Annotated in this window: 16 protein-coding genes; 4 read left to right on the plus strand and 12 right to left on the minus strand. The window is 40.4% G+C overall.

Going from position 1 to position 18,039, the window contains the following annotated elements:
• Positions 1 to 19: 19 nt before the first annotated feature.
• From AC1EU2_RS06730 to trmB, 9 genes are all read right to left on the minus strand, one after another.
• Complete coding sequence (locus AC1EU2_RS06730; protein WP_480297300.1) at positions 20 to 961, minus strand: LysR family transcriptional regulator; 942 nt, start codon at positions 959 to 961, stop codon at positions 20 to 22.
• Between the two features lie 295 nt (positions 962 to 1,256).
• On the minus strand, positions 1,257 to 1,958 hold the full coding sequence (locus AC1EU2_RS06735; RefSeq protein WP_480297302.1) for a prephenate dehydratase domain-containing protein: 702 nt from the start codon (positions 1,956 to 1,958) through the stop codon (positions 1,257 to 1,259).
• Between the two features lie 62 nt (positions 1,959 to 2,020).
• On the minus strand, positions 2,021 to 3,532 hold the full coding sequence (locus AC1EU2_RS06740) for a parallel beta-helix domain-containing protein (RefSeq protein WP_480297304.1): 1,512 nt from the start codon (positions 3,530 to 3,532) through the stop codon (positions 2,021 to 2,023).
• A 2-nt stretch (positions 3,533 to 3,534) separates the two neighbouring features.
• Positions 3,535 to 4,725 carry a cytochrome-c peroxidase gene (locus tag AC1EU2_RS06745; protein WP_480297305.1) on the minus strand — a complete coding sequence of 397 codons (1,191 nt, stop codon included), beginning with the start codon at positions 4,723 to 4,725 and terminating at the stop codon, positions 3,535 to 3,537.
• The gene (locus AC1EU2_RS06750) at positions 4,709 to 5,323 is read right to left on the minus strand and encodes a c-type cytochrome (RefSeq protein ID WP_480297307.1); all 615 of its coding nucleotides are present in this window, start codon (positions 5,321 to 5,323) and stop codon (positions 4,709 to 4,711) included. Before AC1EU2_RS06750 ends, AC1EU2_RS06745 begins: the two co-directional genes overlap by 17 nt.
• Positions 5,324 to 5,459: 136 nt before the next feature.
• On the minus strand, positions 5,460 to 6,506 hold the full coding sequence (locus tag AC1EU2_RS06755) for a helix-turn-helix domain-containing protein (RefSeq protein WP_480297309.1): 1,047 nt from the start codon (positions 6,504 to 6,506) through the stop codon (positions 5,460 to 5,462).
• Positions 6,507 to 6,629: 123 nt separating this feature from the next.
• Positions 6,630 to 9,245, minus strand: coding sequence for a TonB-dependent receptor (locus AC1EU2_RS06760; protein ID WP_480297310.1), 2,616 nt, complete (start codon positions 9,243 to 9,245; stop codon positions 6,630 to 6,632).
• Between the two features lie 193 nt (positions 9,246 to 9,438).
• The gene (locus tag AC1EU2_RS06765) at positions 9,439 to 10,245 is read right to left on the minus strand and encodes a YggN family protein (protein ID WP_480297311.1); all 807 of its coding nucleotides are present in this window, start codon (positions 10,243 to 10,245) and stop codon (positions 9,439 to 9,441) included.
• 178 nt (positions 10,246 to 10,423) lie between these two features.
• On the minus strand, positions 10,424 to 11,140 hold the full coding sequence (gene trmB / locus AC1EU2_RS06770; protein WP_480297312.1) for a tRNA (guanosine(46)-N7)-methyltransferase TrmB: 717 nt from the start codon (positions 11,138 to 11,140) through the stop codon (positions 10,424 to 10,426).
• A gap of 120 nt (positions 11,141 to 11,260) precedes the next feature.
• Between trmB and mutY the strand changes: the two genes are divergently transcribed.
• The 4 genes from mutY to AC1EU2_RS06790 all read left to right on the plus strand — a co-directional run bounded on the left by mutY (position 11,261) and on the right by AC1EU2_RS06790 (position 14,998).
• Complete coding sequence (gene mutY, locus AC1EU2_RS06775) at positions 11,261 to 12,325, plus strand: A/G-specific adenine glycosylase (RefSeq protein WP_480297314.1); 1,065 nt, start codon at positions 11,261 to 11,263, stop codon at positions 12,323 to 12,325.
• A gap of 4 nt (positions 12,326 to 12,329) precedes the next feature.
• Positions 12,330 to 12,602, plus strand: coding sequence for an oxidative damage protection protein (locus AC1EU2_RS06780; RefSeq protein ID WP_480297315.1), 273 nt, complete (start codon positions 12,330 to 12,332; stop codon positions 12,600 to 12,602).
• Positions 12,603 to 13,068: 466 nt separating this feature from the next.
• Positions 13,069 to 14,523, plus strand: a complete 1,455-nt coding sequence (gene nhaC / locus AC1EU2_RS06785; RefSeq protein ID WP_480297316.1) for a Na+/H+ antiporter NhaC — start codon at positions 13,069 to 13,071, stop codon at positions 14,521 to 14,523.
• A gap of 85 nt (positions 14,524 to 14,608) precedes the next feature.
• Positions 14,609 to 14,998 (plus strand): hypothetical protein, encoded by a 390-nt coding sequence (locus tag AC1EU2_RS06790; RefSeq protein ID WP_480297318.1) that lies wholly within the window; start codon positions 14,609 to 14,611, stop codon positions 14,996 to 14,998.
• Here AC1EU2_RS06790 and AC1EU2_RS06795 read toward each other — a convergent pair.
• The 3 genes from AC1EU2_RS06795 to ltaE are packed head-to-tail and all read right to left on the minus strand — an operon-like array spanning position 14,988 to position 17,933.
• Positions 14,988 to 16,319, minus strand: a complete 1,332-nt coding sequence (locus tag AC1EU2_RS06795; protein ID WP_480297319.1) for an NAD(P)/FAD-dependent oxidoreductase — start codon at positions 16,317 to 16,319, stop codon at positions 14,988 to 14,990. The two genes, AC1EU2_RS06790 and AC1EU2_RS06795, sit on opposite strands and share 11 nt — an antisense overlap.
• Before the next feature lie 38 nt (positions 16,320 to 16,357).
• Positions 16,358 to 16,915, minus strand: a complete 558-nt coding sequence (locus AC1EU2_RS06800) for an N-acetyltransferase family protein (RefSeq protein WP_480297320.1) — start codon at positions 16,913 to 16,915, stop codon at positions 16,358 to 16,360.
• Between the two features lies 1 nt (position 16,916).
• Entirely contained in the window at positions 16,917 to 17,933 is a 1,017-nt protein-coding gene (ltaE, locus tag AC1EU2_RS06805; RefSeq protein ID WP_480297322.1) for a low-specificity L-threonine aldolase, read from the minus strand.
• Positions 17,934 to 18,039 lie beyond the last annotated feature (106 nt).

The raw sequence follows: 18,039 nt of genomic DNA on the forward strand, positions 1-18,039 counted from the left end.
AAAAACTACTATAAAACAATTACTTTCGCTCAGAATATAGGTCTTGAAGCTTACGATCCCAATAAGGTACTTCGCCAATATGCTCTTTTATGAACTCAATAAAGGCGCTGACTTTTGGAGCCAAATGCTTACGACGAGGATAAACCGCTTGCAATGGTAGGTGATGCGTCATTTGCCAATCTCTTAAAATTGGGACTAACGTACCTTTTTCAATTTCATCTTCAAGTAAGTAAGATGCGAGGTAAACGACACCTAACCCACTAATCGCAGCTGATTTAAGTGCTGGTGCATTATCAACACGGAAGTTACCAGAAACACTGATCTCACAGTAATCTTCACCACGTTTGAACTGCCAGACGCTATGCTCATGCCACTCACCTTGATACACCAAACAATTATGATCCACCAATTCTTCAGGTCGAGTTGGCTCACCGTTGTTGGCAATGTATTCTGGCGACGCCACTAAAACAAACTGACTTTTCATTAGCGGACGCGCCACCATACCAAGAGGCAGTTGCTCAGACATAGTCAGTAAAAGATCTAACCCTTCATTAACAACATCGACTTTATGGTCAAGTAAGCTCACCTGAAGCTCAAGTTCAGGGTGTCGCACCATAAAATCAGGCAGTGCAGGAATTAAGTGCATCGTACCGAATGATTGAGAGATACCGACTTTTAAAACACCACGAGTTGACTCGTTTAAGTTATGAACACTGGCAACTGATTGTTCAACATCACGCAGCAGCTCTTCACCTTGTTCATAAAGAAGAGTACCCGCTTCAGTTAAGCTCAAACTGCGTGTCGTTCTTTGGATTAATTGAATGCCAAGTTTGTGCTCAAGATCTGCGACCTGAGTGCTTACTTTTGATTTGGAAATGCCCAATTTACGGGCTGCTGCACTAAAGCTGCCCGCACGGGCAACATGGGTAAAAATGGCGATTGGTTCTAATAGTTCTAACATTAAAGCCGCCTCAAGTAACGCAAGATTAGTTAAGTATTCTGTTACCTAAATATCAGAATAATCATGATAAAAATCAGACATTCTTCAACTTTCAGACAACATTGCTTATATTTTTATTGATAATTCTTGACTAGTTATGTCAGGAATTATGATTATTTCGTTAGAAGTATATCAAAATGAGGTTACATTATTCTAGTATTAGAAACACAGTGTTTACCATTAAGTTGTTATTATATTGTTAGTTTCCGACTTTTATACTTTCAATTGACACGAATACAAGACAAACATGCAGTAATTACTCTACTTTCAACGTTAAATTCGCCAATTTCGTAAGAAGTTCAGTTGATGCTGATTTCAAACTTATCAAGTGCGCTCTTTTGTGAACGCTCATCAATAAAAACTGAGTATACGATTTTTTATGATTCCCGATGTTTTCTGCAAACAATTTCAGGTTTTTATATGTCTGTTTTAAATGACATGAGCCAACGGCTAATGTGCCTGAGTGGTATTCATTTAAAGATAACTTTTTAACAGCCATGGCTGTTCCGGCCAACTCATCTTGGGCTTGTAAATTGTGCTGACTCACCCAATGAGATATCTGAAGTAGTGCTGCTGGATGCGAGATTACCGTCTTTGGTGTTTTCGATTCATCCTTGAGAGTAAAAGCGCAAAATTTAATGGGTAACTCAACATGCCCTAATACACGATCAATTTCGTACTTTTGCAGTGTTTGAACTGCCTGCGGAACTAGCCGCCCTTTGATGGATGAATTAGATACCGCTGTAAACACAAGTTTCGAGTGCTCTGCACCTAACTTAACAGTATTGTTCAGTGTGCCCGTGAAGGTTGCAGTAAGTAGTGATTTAGGATGGCGCTTGGTGAACTTTTGAAACGCAAGATCATTAAAGCTGCCTTTTGATGCTTGAACGTAAACCGTTTGAGCAAAAACTGGAAACGTACAGAAACTCAAAAGGAAAAACACAGTAAGATAATTCATATGGTGTTCTGTAAATTGAGCGTTACCTCATTATTAGCGGTAACACTCATCAACAAAAGATTTTAGTTCCTGACTTTCAACATATATTCAGCTACCGCGAGTCGAGTCGCTTCATCTAAATAGTTTTGTGGCGGCATTTCAGGGTAATCTTCACGCTTCTTAATTGGGTTAGCAATATACTCAGCTAATCCTTTAGGATCATCCATATAAAGCGCTTGTATAATTTGAACCGGTGGACCAATCATGCGGCCATTGTAAGTATGACAACCTGTGCAAATACCTAAATATGCCACTTTCCCTTTGTCTTCGAGTGCAATTTCTCTCGCAGGGACGGGCTCATCCAATAAATAAGTGTCTACTGAATCCGTGTTATTGAAGTTGCACTCAGCCCAATCATTTACGCCAACAGTAACATAGCGATGACGGTTAATAATGCATGAGTCTCGATGTTTGCCTACACGAATGATATCTGGGTTTCCGCCCTTAAACTCGGTTAATAGCAGAGCTTTCGCTTCATCAATGGTGTCATAACCGTTATTCGCCATTAGGTTATCTAAAATCATAACTTTGTCTGGTGTAGGGTCTGACTCAGGATCAATGGTTGTATTGGGGGCGTTTTCATGATCAGTAATAATAATGCCAGCGGTTTTATTGCCAGTAATGATGTTACCTTCAACAATAACTTCGTCAGCTGCCATGATTAATATTCCTGTTCCCGCTGGAATACCTGAAACCGTCGAGCCCGGAGCACCAAAGTTTGCAGTATTATTGTTTACGATAAAGTTATTTCTGAAAATAACGTCTCTGGTTGTCTTTATCGGTAAGCCGGGGGTAATAAAAGCCAGTAAGCCACCCGTGTTGTCATGAACGTAATTGTTTTCAACTAAAGCGTGTCTTGAGTTTTCTATCTCGATACCTGCAACACTATCAAAAACTTCGTTATGTGCCACATGAATGTTATCGCTCATTCCAACATAAATAGCAGCATCTTCAATGCCTGACACAACGTTATGCTCAACAACACCGTTTTTCCCTAACTGCGGAAAAATGCCATAAACGCCAGTATCGACAATGATGTTATTACGGATTTCAAAGTTGTTACCCGCCTGCCCCATCACACCATTACCTTTATATTTAGTGATGTACAGGTTCTCAACAACGATATTATTACCCGAATAAAGGATCGCATCATTGAGCTTTCCCTTACCATCCAATACTGCGCGCTTACCTTCTTGAATTACACCAATAATTCGGATGTCGTTTTTGTCTACATAAACAGTTTCATGGTACAAACCAGGCATGATTTGTATGGTGTCACCAGGGTTAGCAGCTTTGACTGCATTCATTATGAAGTCACCATCCTTCACAACGTGTGTTTTGCCCTCAACCGTATTTTTAACGACACTTTTGCCCTTGCCAATATCTTTATCTGCCGACTCATCGTAACCGCCAGAATAACTCGCATCCTGATGGCTCGAAGTCAGTACAGGTTGGACTTTAGATTTCTCTAGATACATTCCACCAGCAAATGCACCAACGATAAGCAGTGGAACCAAGACTTTTTTGGTATCCATAATTATTCTTCTCCATTCTTTGTAATTTTAAATCCGTTTCGTTGTTGTTGAAAATCCGAGTCAATAACAGGTAAACCAGAAGGCACACTCGTTGGTGTTTGTGGGGTTAAGCTTTCATCTTCTAATGCACCAAGAAAAGTGACGATAAGATCGATTTCTTCATCCGTCAGGTTGGGCTCCCAAATGTGCCAGTGCAGTTGAAGCTTTTCTCCCTCTGGTACTGCATGCCCTCGCCCTTTGTTATAAAACTCAACGGAGTCTCGTAGCTTCTCAAAGTGGCCTGCGTGCATGTAAGGCGCCGTTTTTGTAATATTCCGCAGCGTGGGAACTTTGAAGCCTCCCCGTAACTTTTCAGAACCAAATGTTTTTTGTGCGCCAATATCTCTTGGCGTACCTTCTGGTTCAGCCACACCAATAACCGCTATCTGATTGTTAGTGAATAACGGTGGCTGATGGCATTCAGAACAGCGGGCGACGAATGAACGAAAGATGTTATGCCCTTTAATTTCATCTTCCGTTAAAGCTTGATGATAGCCATGTGCATATTGGTCATAGCGACTGTTTAAAGAAATGAGCGACGCTTGAAAGGCTGACAGTGCGGTGTAGATATTATTGAGTGAAATTGCGCTTGATTGTGGAAACGCTTGCTGAAATAACAACTGATAATTTTTATTTCCGTTGAGTTTCATCAAAAGTTTTTCTGGCGTGTTTCCCATTTCTTTCGGGTCGAACAAGGGGCCTTCAGCTTGTTCTTCTAGCGTGGTCGCCCTTGCGTCCCAGAAGAATTTATCCAGAAAGGCCATGTTCCATAATGTTGGAGCAGAGCGGCCAACTTTTTTTCTTGTCACACCTACACTTCTATCCAGTCCATCAGCAAGCCCTTTGTCAGGACGATGACAGCTTGCACAAGACAGCGAGTTATTCTTAGATAGAATTGGATCAAAAAATAAGTATCGTCCTAGGTCTATTTGTTGAGGCGTAAAACCATCACGGTATTTAGGTAATCCGGTCTGCGTTCCACCGACACCGCGATCTTGAACCGAATCATAGAATTGATAACGAGTAACCAGCTTGCACACACCATTAACGTTTTCAAAACTGGGTGGGCAGTTGGACGATAACGTCATGGCGTGAGCTGACGCTATATTCATAAACAACAAGGTAAGTGTGAAATACTTAAAGCTTCGAAACATAATGTAATATATCCCCAAGCTCTTTGTCGTTGACGATTTTTGACATCATCGCCATTTGACGACCCGCTTTATCTTCTTGAGCGTAACCTCGAATGCCCGTCTTGAAGTGATTCATTTGGCGTTGTAAATATTCAATATCTAGCCCAGCCAATCTAGGTGCTGAAAACACTTGGTTTCCCTCAGCAACACCACCGTGGCATGCGCCACATTTTGCTTGATAATAACGATAGCCATTCATGTGCTCAGAGCTGGTGTCGACGGTATGAGTGGATATAGGCATTTCTGATATGTATTTTGAGACAGAAACCATTTCATCACTTGAAAGTGACTGGGCAACGGGCTTCATTTGTTGTCCCAATGTGTCTTGGCGATTACTTCCTCGGAATCCAGCTTTGAATGCATTGAGCTGTTTCTCTAGATACCAAGATTGCTGTCCCGCTATTTGGGGGGTATTGAGTACAATATTCCCCTCGCCATTCACGCCATGGCAAGCCACACACTTTTTATAGGTATTCTGCCCTTCATTTGCGGAGCAAATGCCTACAGTTTCAAACAAGCAAAAACTAAATAACAGTATTATTTTTTTATTATTTTTCATGTAGCAGTCCATTAAGCAACACGTCACTTTGGTTACTATATGTACTGCAAATAATTAATTCCGACGGATAAATAAAAAAAGCTGACGAATTCTATAAATCGTCAGCTTTTATGAAACTACATGGTGTTAAATTCGACTAGCCAATTGCGTGTTTTCGATACTCTGTCGGTGTTTTCCCGTGCGTTTCTTTAAAGGCTTTATTGAATGAACTCAGAGAGCGAAACCCACTTTCCAGTGCCATGGTTAATACTGGGATTTGATTATTTTCGACTTGCTCTAATTGTTCGGTCACTTCTTTAATTCGATAGTAATTTAAGAAGTCATTAAAGTTACGATAGTTCAATTCACCATTGATGATGTTTCTCAGCTTATATTCATGAATGGACACATGCTTAGCCAGCTTTGCGATTGTCAGCCCTTCTTGCTGATAAAACTTATCGGTTTCCATGGCGGTCAAAATCCGCAGCAACTCAGCTCTTGGTTTCTCTTTTAACTGATTTGATTCAGGAACGTTAGGCTCTTTTGAAGCAAAAAAGACTTCATACTTAACATCAACCAAAAAGAAATTAATCATTGTGACTAAGCATACTAACAATGATGCTTTTATAGGCTCAAAAACAGGCCAATTCAGTTGTAATACTTGTTCAAAGATAATAATAAAACCAATATAGATTGCCGCTAAGCTCAGTACTGCGCCTCGAATGTATCTCCGCTCTTGTACTAAGTCGTCTCTCCAATTCGCTAGCGCCATGGTCAGTGCGTGTAAAAGTAAACTGAGCTCTACAAAGATTTGGATGTAATTGAAGGGTGAAGCTAAAGACACGCCTTTGCCCATCTCAAGGTTTAAGGCTGCTGAAGTACCATTTACAATCACAGGAAATAACAGCGTACTGGATGCAATCATATATTGGCTGAGCTTAATTCTTTTACTCTCGCCAAACACGCTATTACTGACTAACCAAAATGCCCCTATGAGTGCATTTCCCGTTATAAAATCAATAACAAGATAAATATCCTTAACACCAGGTACGGAATACAAACGTCCGATCACATAACCGCAGCCACAAAGCATCAGTAAAATAAAACACCAAACCGGCTGACTACGAGGGAATCGTTTTAATAAAATTAAAACGCAAAAAAACATTTGTGCGAAAGCGAAGTGATAGAGAAAAGTCGACAGCATTCTTGCTTTATCTTTATAGTAATTCCATTCCTAAATTTACTATACAGATATAAAGCAGGATTTTACAATTTTGTTAAAGCCCTCTAATACGCCTTTAGAAAGAGGGCTTTATATTCTTACCTGTTAAAAGGCAAATTTCACATCAAAGCCGAATTCGACGCCACGATTTATCCGACCATATGGCGTACCCAATACATCCGCAGTCAACCCACCAACAGCGAGCATTTGGCGATTATCGAGTAAATTTTTACCCCAAATGCCCACTTCTAAGCTCTCATCTTCAATCGCCCAACTCAATCGAGCGTTTAAATCTTTTGTGTCTTCAAAGAAAGACGGAATAGCTTTCTTGTAATCTTCGAGTCCTGGTTCATCAGCATTGGTATTTTCAACAAATACATAATCTAAATGTAAACGACTATGGCCTGCACCAAAATCAGGCATCCAGTCCATCGACACGGTATAGTTGGTCGCAGGGTCAACATCTCGAGTACTGGCTACAACTAATGTCCCTTCACCATTATAAAACTCAGGCGACGAGATTTGAGTTTCTCGATATTCAGATACCAAACCAAAGCTTAAGTCTTCTGAAGCCATCCACTTAAATTCAAACTCAAGACCTTTGATCTCTCGGTCGTCATTAATGATGGTCGGAATCGCTTGAGTAAATCCTGGAGCTTTCGAGTCAACGGTTCTTTGGAAGTTATCAAGTTCTAAATAATAAGCACTGACATTGGCAACAAATACATCATTGATTAATCCCTTGTAGCCAACTTCATAGTTCGTTGTATCTTCAGGTTTAAATGAAGTTAAACTTGGTGTTAACGAGTCGAACCCGCCTGACTTGTACCCTGTAGAATATGAAGCAAAAATCATATGATTATCAGCGAAGTCATAACTGGTCACTAAACGACCTGTCACTTTATCCCATTCATCTTCCGTCTTTAAATTAACTTGTTGGAAAATTAAGTTATTGACTCCTGGTCGGACAGAAGTAAAAGTCGTTTCCGGGATATTCCAACTGAATGTTTTCTTATCACGTGAGTATCTAAGGCCAGCAATGACATTCCAGTTTTCGGTGATTGAAAAGTCAACATCGGCGAACACACCCCAGTTAGTGAAGCTCCCTTTATTATTAACGGTTTCAGTCCAAAACTTACCCGAATGACTTGGCCCAAAAACTTCAGCAATGCCTAATGCCTGAGCAACGGCGTCGTAGGTTATATCTCCTGAGAACTGAACAATTTCTGCCGTTAAAGGCTGCCCAGGCATACCAATTGCAGCCATAATATCTTCAGCAAAACCGAGTGCGGTTAATGCTCCAGCCCACTCTTGTGGATTCCAGATATGATCCAGAGGGAAACCACTGCTGCTATAAAGCTGCTGAACAACGCCATCAAACGTTGCCCCCTCCCCAAAAGCCGCAGCAGCATGCGCATCAGAATTACCACCAAGTTGAGCTGCAAGTTGTTGCGCCATGATCCCTTGGATACGCTGATTTAAAGCACCCGTAGTCAATCTTTCGGCTGTATCAGCGGTTAAATTAAGATCGGTAGTTTGGTTCACCGACTCTTTTGAATATGAAAAACCCGTTACTAGATTAACTCTATCTGTCGAATAATTTACCTGAAGTTCTGTGTAGAAAATATCTGAGTCTTCTTGATTATTAGTATCAAAATAACGTGTGATATCTCCCGTACCGTCTTCATCTTCACGATTGTTGGTGTCCCAGTCTCGGTAACTCACAATGTACTTTAGTGACCACTCATCATTAAACTCATGGTTTAATTTTGCATTGACACCATACATATCTCTAGATTCTCCGCCTTTAAATACGTCGTTTTCAGCTTTAGACGCAAATGGTGTCTTCCCCATGTTATAGGCAAATGGGCTTACGCCAACCGCCATAGGAGGCGCTTGGTCTAAATCGTCCCAATCGTAAGAAAATTGTAGATTTGTGTGCTCTGATATATCCCATAAAAATGCAACTCGGGCAGCATTATGATCTTTAGCACCTAAATCCCACTTTTTATATTCGCCATTCCAGACAGTATCTGCGACATTTTCAATAAAACCATCTTGTTTATTGGTGATCCAGTTCGCTCTTAAAAAAAACGTATCGTTGATTGGAAAGTTCACCATGCCTTCATAACGCTGTAAATTATCTGTTCCCCATGTGCCTTGAAGAAAGCTTTCAAACTCAGCGGATGGCGAATTAGGGACGATATTTACGACTCCCATTGCAGCATTACGCCCAAAGAGCGTCCCTTGAGGGCCTTTTAGTACTTCAACACGAGAGAGATCTGAGAATATGACGTTTTGCGCCGCTCTTGGCATATAAACATCATCATAGAAAGTCGCTGATGATGGATCACCACCTGCACTGATGTTCGGGCTGGATACACCTCTTATGGCTACGCTGGGTTGAGTTGCATTCTTATCATTGAACTTAAAGCCCGGAATAAACTTATCGATACCACTTAAGCCAATGGATTTACTTTCTTCTATTAGGTCGTTATTTACCGCACTGACCGTAACAGGAACTTCTAAAATACTTTGTGAACGTTTTTGAGCTGTAACCGTAATGATTTCAATATCGCTATCTTTATTTTCAGCCAACGCTGAAAAGGAAAATGGTGACACAAACAACGAAGCTAAAATGGCTTTAGTCACCAAGTTAATTGATGGATTAGTTTTTTGATGATTATTGCTTTTTTTATTTATTGTTGACGAGCGCAGCATTCAATTTCCCCTTTATCATTATTCGAACTTCCAGTTCACTGCTTTACCTTATTTGAGCATCGTCTTTTATGCCTACGCTTTTAATCAAAAACACTTACGTAAACTTAAAACAGACTGACGGATTTTTAAAAAACACAAAAAAAGGCGCATAAAGCGCCGAAGTTGGGATCAAGCAAAGCTAAAACATAAGAAATTAAAACGAGATATTCTTTCCACCATTTGATGTTGTTACAGCAACTGGGAAATCGGATATTTCAGGAATCGCATCACGAACTTTCGCTTCTAAGACAGCAAGTTCTTTGAAGTCTTCGCACATTGCATCGGCTTTATATTCCAATTTTTGTGCCTTTGCTTCTACTTGTGATTCGATATCTTTGCCCATCTTTTCCATCTTTTGCTCAAAGCTTGCAATCTTCTCGTCAAAACTGCCACCTTCTGAGGATATCAACTGACTGCCCAGTGAAATCATTATGCTACCAATTGAATTCTTAACTGCATCTTCGATTTCTTTTTCAAACTCTTCATCAAAAGCATTATCGAGTGTTGAATCTGTCGCCCCAAGGTAAAACTCACTACCATCTTGATAAGCTACTTTTGCGATACGTTGTTCAAGACCTTCCATCAATTCATCAATTTTATCAGCAGCGTCATCACCAAGAAGCGAATTCATTGTAATAGAAACAGCACCCGAGGCCATTTCCATTGCATCATTGACTAAATCAATAACTTCTGGGACTTGAGCATACATTTCATCAGAATACTGATTCAGTAACTGCACCTGTCCACTGTCCAGCTTGATTTTCTTTCCATCAACAAAAAGCTGACTTTGTTCTATGCGGTACTTTTCAGAACCATTGTCACTTACAACCATCATATTGGGTTTTATGGCTAAGTCGTAATTCAGAGAAACGTTACAGCCGTCACTGTCATGCGCCATTACAGAACCAGCAGTTAATGAAGACGTTATTAATATTGCGGTAGCTACTTTATTCAATTTCATGAGTCAGTCCCTTTTGTTCCATTTTGATTACACTAGGGATAACAGAAACTGTGCCAATTAGGTTAAGGTGCTGTATTAATTGGATTTAATTAGTTTTAGATGAAAGGAGTCAGATGAGGTAAAAATTAGAATGGCTAAGAGTTGGTAATATTCACCAACTCTTAGTAAAAGGGAAAGCTTATTCGGTTTTTTCGAACATAAGGTCCCAAACACCATGACCTAAACGATGACCACGAGCTTCAAACTTTGTGAGAGGTCGATGATCAGGGCGCTCAACATAGTTAGCTGTTTTAGACTGATTTTTGTAACCTTCAGATGCGTCCATCACTTCAAGCATATGCTCAGCGTAATTTTCCCAGTCAGTCGCCATGTGGAAAACACCACCAACTTTAAGCTTCTTACGAAGTAATTGCACAAATTCAGGTTGAACGATACGACGCTTATGGTGACGCTTTTTATGCCACGGATCAGGGAAGAACAGTTGAACTCTCGCTAAAGAACCATCAGCGATTGAGTTTTCTAGCACTTCAACCGCATCATGATGATATACACGTAAGTTAGTTAAACTTGCTTCTTCTGCAGCCATTAAGCAAGTACCAACACCTGGCTTGTGAACTTCAATACCGATGTAGTTTTTTTCTGCCGCCGCTGTAGCCATCTCAACAAGAGAAGCCCCCATACCGAAACCAATTTCCAGAACGGTGTCAGCGTCACGACCAAATACTTGTGACAAATCGATAGCTTCAGGGGAATACTCTAATCCCATGCTATCCCAGTTTTTTTCAATCGCTTGAGCCTGACCTTTGGTCAAACGACCTTCACGTAAAACAAAGCTTCGTACCTTTCTTAGGTATTTGCCTTCTTCGTTAAATTCAGCCGTTGTAACTTCGCTCATGTTTGCCCCGACAAGTATTGCTGTAGTAAAGAAAAGGGCAGCATTATACCCTTACCTAACTAAGTTGCAATTTTACTGTCTCCCTTGTGTTAAATATTGCGGCTCGTTACACTTCTTACCATGAAAAAAATTAAAACATTTTCCCAGCGTATCATCGATTGGTACGATCTTTTTGGACGTAAAACGCTTCCTTGGCAACAACATAAATCCCCATATAAAGTATGGATTTCTGAAATCATGCTGCAACAGACTCAAGTGACGACAGTTATTCCTTATTTTGAAAAATTTATGTCGAGTTTTCCTGATGTCATTTCGCTTGCTAATGCTGAGCAAGATGAAGTACTGCATCACTGGACTGGCTTAGGTTATTACGCACGAGCTAGGAATTTACACAAAGCCGCACAAATCATCAGAGACAAACATCAAGGTAGTTTCCCTACACAATTTGATGATGTGATTGAATTGCCTGGTATTGGTCGCTCAACAGCAGGCGCCGTTTTATCCTTGTCTCTCGGAAAGCAATTTGCAATTTTAGACGGCAACGTTAAACGTGTTCTTGCACGCCATGATGCTATCGAGGGTTGGCCGGGGAAAAAACACGTTGAGAATCAACTTTGGGTAACGGCTGAAACCTTATCACCACAAGATGATATCCAAAAATACAATCAAGCAATGATGGATATCGGTGCAACAATTTGCACTCGCTCGAAGCCACGATGCGAAGACTGCCCCGTCAACCAAGATTGCAAAGCACAGCTTCAAGGTAGACAAACTGAGTTTCCAGGCAAGAAACCAAAAGTAGAAAAGCCTGTTCGTAACGCTTTTTTCGCAGTACTTGTCTCAAATGGAAAGGTTCTGCTTAAACAGCGACCTCAACAAGGGATCTGGGGAGGCTTATGGTGTTTTCCTGAATTTTCAACGAGCGCTGAACTTGATGAGTACCTATTGAGCATGGATATTGATTTAAACACAGTTTCAGAACTTTCAGGTTTTCGGCATACCTTCAGCCACTTTCATTTAGATATTTCAGCAACTCTGATAAACTTGAGCAATAAAACCAATCAACTTACCGAACCTGATTGCGAGTATTCTGGATTATGGTATAGCTTGGATAATCCTGAAAAAGTTGGGCTAGCCGCTGCAACTGAAAAAGTATTAGCAGAAGTAAAAATTTCACGAGGATGAGAAAATGGCACGTACCGTAAATTGCGTATATCTAAATAAAGAAGCAGACGGATTAGACTTTCAACTGTATCCAGGTGAAATTGGAAAAAGAATTTTTGACACTATTAGTAAAGAAGCTTGGAGTCTCTGGCAAAAGAAACAAACCATGCTAATTAATGAAAACAAGTTAAACATGATGAATGCTGAAGACCGCCAGTTTATTGAGAAGAATATGATCGAGTTTTTGTTTGAAGGCAAAGACGTTCATGTTGAAGGTTACGTACCTGAAGAAAAATAGTTTTACTGTCTAAAGATCAACACGTCCTATCATTATTATTCATTAAGCCAGCGTTTCAAGCTGGCTTTTTTATCAATCACCGTTAATAATCAAATACAATTCATTGTGTTGGTAATAGACCAGTGTATGAATTGAAGACATATTTTTTCGTTTCAATATGCTTACTTTCAAACCAAGCAATTGCAAAAAGCGCCCCAATTACCATAAATACAAAATCGTAACGACCAAACGTGGCGTTAACTTCACCCAACCTGAGTTCATTTGTCGACCTCAATTATGGGATCAGCTTGGTCTCAGTGAGACAGTTTTAATCAACATAAGCCCTCCTCAAGGTCCGACAGTCGTTGATTAGCCTTAATCATTAAATTCGACAAACCACCGTGATCTATGTCACGATTCACTCAGGAAATAATAATAAGCTCAAAAATATTCCACAGATTTGAGCAATAAATTTTTGGGTAAAATTATGTCACAACATAAACCTGCCAGCTTGCTTGATGCATTGCTGCCAGTCTTAGCATTGATTACCATGCTAATGACTTCCGTTTATCTATTTTCATCAGACAGTTCATCCGGCGCCAACCAAATTGCATTAATTCTTGCAGCCTGTGTAGCTTTAGTCATTGGCGTAAAGAATGGATATACCTGGAAAGAAATGGAAAAAGGCATTATCGAAGGCATCGGTGTCGCCACTCCTGCACTTCTAATCCTTTTCGCCGTGGGGTCACTCATTGGAACTTGGATTTTAGCCGGTACCGTTCCGACGATGATTTATTACGGAATGCAGGTGCTGAATCCTGAATACTTTTATGCGGCATGTTGTGTCTTATGTGCGTTAGTTGCCTTAAGTGTTGGTAGCTCTTGGACTGTTGCAGGTACCTTAGGCATTGCTTTAGTCGGTATTGCTGGAGCGATGGGACTCAGCGTTGAAATTACCGCAGGCGCTATCATCAGTGGTGCTTATTTTGGTGATAAAATGTCTCCTCTTTCGGACACTACCAACCTCGCCCCAGCCGTAGCCGGTGCCGATATTTTTAGCCACATTCGTTATATGGCTTGGACTACTGTTCCAAGTATTATTCTGGCTTTAATCATCTTTTTCTTTTTAGGGCTAAGCACAGATACAACTGGACTAAACACCAATTTAACGGCAAGCCTAGCGTTACTGGAGCAAGAGTTTAACCCTAACCCAGTTTTATTAGCCCCGTTAGCGTTTGTTTTGTGGCTGGCTTACAAAAAAACACCTGCGTTTCCTACTGTAATTCTAGGAACATTAGCAGGCGCCGCTATGGCCGCTATTTTTCAATATGAAACCATCATTGCATCGATAGATGATAAGAGCTTATATCCTGCTGTCGCACTTATTAAAGGCATTTGGATTGCGATGTTTGATGGCTACACAGCAAATACTGGCGATTCAGTGTTAGATAACCTACTCAGTCGTGGTGGCATGAGCAGCATGGTGACCACTGTTTGGTTAATCCTTTGCGCAATGGCTTTTGGCGGCGTAATGGAAGTGACAGGACTTCTCGCAAAGATTTTAGAAGGCGTGCTAAAAATGGTAAAAAGTGGTTCAAGCTTGATCATTGCCACCTTGAGCTGTGGTATTGGTGCCAATATCGTTTGTGGCGATCAATATATTGCGATTCTTCTTCCTGGAAGAATGCTAAAACTTGAGTATGCAAAACAAAACTTAGCTTCTGTGAATTTAAGTCGTTCTCTTGAGGATTCAGCAACCATCACCAGTCCACTTGTGCCATGGAACACTTGTGGTGCCTTTATGGCCAGTACACTAGGCGTTGCAACTCTCGCTTATTTGCCTTTTGCCTTTTTTAACTTAATTTGCCCACTTGTGAGTGGCTCTTACGCTTACTTCAAATTTAAGCTAGAACCATTAGACCCTGAAGCGCAAATTGCATAAATAATATTTAATTCGAATTTCCCTCATACACCCGTTATGCTTCAGAATTCTTTTCTCGAAGCATAGCGTTAACTTGAGGTAGACAATGAAAAGGATTGGTGCACTTATAGTCACTATTCTAGCTTTTACAAACACTTCTCTAGCAACTACATTTCAGGGAATAAAGCTCGATAATCAGCCATTAAAATGTTCATTGACCGTTATTGGTCAACAGCCCGAACGAGATCTTACCTGTATTTTTTTGAAAAGCGCCCCTGATAGCGTAAAAGTGATTTACCCAGCTAGCCTGCAAGAAAAGCGAAAATCACCTCAAACCTTCCACTTTGAAAGTAATCATGGAAAAATATTTGGTATTGATAGAGTCGCTATCTATCCAAAAATGAAAGGAAAAGATGAAAAGGGAGTTGATGAGCACAACTTTAATATCTACGGCGTGCTCAATGTTATCCCACCAGATATCGAGTCTAAAAAGTAAATTTATCTTTTATAAAACCGTAATGGTAATACCCCCACTGCCCCCAACGTCTGAGTTGTGCAAACGGCATTTTGGGTAATGGAGAGCGATACAAAGGCAAATTTGGTATTTTCTCTCCTGCAATCGATTGCGCTAAACGATACGCAGCCTGCGAACTGAATGATACTCCAGCGCCACAATAACCTAAACTATAACCAACACCGTTCTGTTCAAAAACATGAGGCATATCATCAAAAGCGGCTGCTATCCACCCAGTCCAATTAAAATCAACTTTACAAGCCGCTAGAGCTGGAAAACACTTATTCAGTGCTTGCTTCAAACGGTAACCATACTTAGGATCCGAAGCATCTTTGCCCCACACGGCTCCTCGCCCACCAAATAACAACCGATTGTCAGGTAACAAACGATAATAATATTTAAGAATTCGAGTATCCATGGCGACTTGATGAGTAACAATGCCAGCTTGTTGAAGCAATTCAACTGAAATCGGCTCAGTGACAATCACATTGCTAAGAATAGGTAAATATTTGTTATCTACCCTTTGATTAAACTGTTTAGGTGTATAGCCATTACCGGCACAAATTACTCGCTTTGCACGCAGTTCACCTTTATCAGTAATAAGTCGATGTGTGCCGTTCTCTTCAATCCAGTCATGCACGCAAGAGTGTTCTGAAAGTGCCACACCTTCGTTTTGAATGAGTTGTTTGTAACCCAGCAGTAATTTTACAGGGTTAATACCAAAGCCATCATTCAGCCTCAGAGCACCAAAAGCTTGATGATGATTCATGTAGCGTTGCTTAAACTCATCAGGTGGGATGAATTCTGCCGAATCGCCAAAGTTACTCTCAATAAAAGCGGCGGCGTTTTGCATAAGCTGCATCGCTTTCTGATTATGAGCAATTTTCAGATACCCTTTTTCTTGCCTATCACAATCAATTCCATTTGAAGTGATTAAGTCATCGACTCTGGCAACCGCTTGAGTAAACTCATTAAATATTTCTTTGGAGGTATCAATATCCCACCTTTTCGCCATTTGGGAATAGCTTAAGCGACCAGAACCTTTCAAAACAAAGCCTGCATTTCGCGCACTTGCACCAAAACCAATTTGGTTTGCCTCAAGTACATGGCAGTCAATATTAAATTCAGTAGCCAAGTAATAAGCAGTCAGCAAACCAGTGTAACCACCGCCAATAATTGCGACATCTGTCGATTGAGTATTAACGAGAGCGGGAGCATCATGGCTCAGAGAAATATTATCCAGCCAATAACTTTTAGCTAAAGGCTGATTCTTAGGTGAAGTATTAATCAGAGGATCGTACATAGATTTATTATTGTTCTTTTATCGGCTTAGTGTTCGGTTTATTTAAATTCCAGCAACATTTCGCACGCTGTACAATGACAATTACCACCACAATGCGCACAATCGTAACTATCGTCGTAGTTTTCCCAGCTCCAACGTTTAGGATGTTCCTTTATTAATCTTGCGCCTGCTTTAGAGAAGTAACGAATAGACGAATTATTTGGACTTTCTTTCCAAATGTGGGCAACCCCTGCCTTAGCACCTTGTTGTTTTACTGCATTGACGGAGTGTTCAAGTAAAAGATGTCCGACTCCATTTCCACGCCACTCAGGTAACACGTTATTGGTCTTAAAATAGCAAACTTCTTGCTCAGAAACATTCCAATGCTTAGGTGAGCACCAGTCATCTGAATCCCAATTCCCTGGTGAATAAGTTAATCTAAAACCAATAACTTTTTCACCTTTTGTTGCTATAGCGTGAGCATTTATGCCATCTTTAATGCCCTTTTTGAACATTTCAAGTAAAGAGCTTTTAGTTAAGTAGCCTTTACCATGAATAGCATTACCGAGCTTGATGACATCATCAAAATCCGCTTCCAGAAGTGAGCGTATGTGCATTCTAAAGATCTCTTACTGTGCTTTTTAATACATCGATAAAGGTATCAACATCAGTTTTTGAAATATCCTTATGTGTCACAAACCTTAAATTTTGAGTAGGATAAATTAGAATACCTTGTGCCTTCAACTCTCTTGTTAAAAGCTTAACGTCGTACTTATCATCGAGTGCTGCAAACGCCATATTTGTTTGAATATCGGCTAAGTTAACCTGCAATTCTTCTATTTCTGTCAATCGTTTGCCTAGGTATTTTGCATTATCATGATCTTCAGCTAAACGTTCAACTTGTTCGGTTAATGCCAGTTTTGCTGCAGCGGCTAAAATGCCAGCTTGCCTCATTCCGCCACCGAGCATTTTTCTCCAACGGCGGGCTTTTTTAATAAATAAATCACTACCTAAAAGCAATGAGCCAACTGGAGCTGCAAGGCCTTTCGATAAACAAATCGAAACTGAATCAAAGTGATCAGTAATCTCAGAGATAGAAATATTCTGAGCAACAGCTGCATTTGCTACACGTGCGCCATCAAGGTGTATTTTAAGATTGTGGTTGAAAGCAAAAGCCTGTGCTTCTGCCAAATAATGTTGCGGTAATACTTTACCTCCAATGGTATTTTCTAAACTCAAAAGTTTTGTGCGAGCAAAATGGAAATCATCAGGTTTTATAGCTGCCTTTGCTTCTGATAAATCAATACTGCCATCGGCCAAATTCTGTAATGGCTGTGGTTGAATGCTTCCAAGTACCGCAGCGCCGCCACCTTCAAACTTATAATTATGTGCCTGTTGCCCACACAAGTATTCATCACCACGTTCACAGTGACTCATTAAAGCTAATAAGTTTGCTTGAGTGCCTGAAGAGGTAAAAAGTGCAGAATCAAAACCGAATTTATCGGCAGCAAAATCTTGTAATTCGTTGACGGTTGGATCATCGCCAAAAACATCATCACCAACTGGTGCAGTTGCCATCGCTTTACGCATCGCGTCTGTGGGCTGAGTTACCGTATCACTTCTTAAATCAATCATTAATTATCTTGTTATTACCACGTAAAAAAGTAAATTTATCATCATTCAGACTGTTCAGAAAATCAAATAATTATATCGAGTATTTCGCCACATTATTCAAAAAGGA

Source organism: Parashewanella sp. 2304DJ23-3 (assembly GCF_056591695.1).